Origin of the sequence: Streptomyces sp. JW3, assembly GCF_052216785.1 — a bacterium.
Lineage (GTDB): Bacteria > Actinomycetota > Actinomycetes > Streptomycetales > Streptomycetaceae > Streptomyces.
Genome location: NZ_JBQOUX010000301.1, coordinates 1 through 279 on the forward strand (window position 1 = coordinate 1; position 279 = coordinate 279).

Below are 279 nucleotides of genomic sequence, written 5' to 3' on the forward strand. Positions count from 1 at the left end.
TCCGGGAACAGATCTTTCACCACCAGATCCGAGTGCAGCGCCGCAACACCGTTCACCGCGAAACCGCCAACCACACACAGGTTCGCCATATGCACTTGTTTGTCGTGCACCACCGCCAGTTTGGCCCACACTTTTTCATCGCCCGGCCAGGTTTTCTCCACTAGCGTTTTAAAGCGAGTATTAATTTCGTTAATAATCTGCATGTGGCGCGGCAGTAAGCCTTTCACCAGTTTCACATCCCAGCGTTCCAGCGCTTCTGGCATCAGGGTATGGTTGGTG

At 53.4% G+C, this 279-nt stretch carries 1 protein-coding gene; it reads right to left on the reverse strand.

Features of this window, described 5'->3' with window-relative positions; translation table 11 throughout:
- Positions 1-263 (reverse strand): glycogen/starch/alpha-glucan phosphorylase (locus ACTT8P_RS38600; RefSeq protein WP_442836452.1); only part of this gene is annotated, 263 nt, incomplete at its 3' end.
- Positions 264-279: the final 16 nt, after the last annotated feature.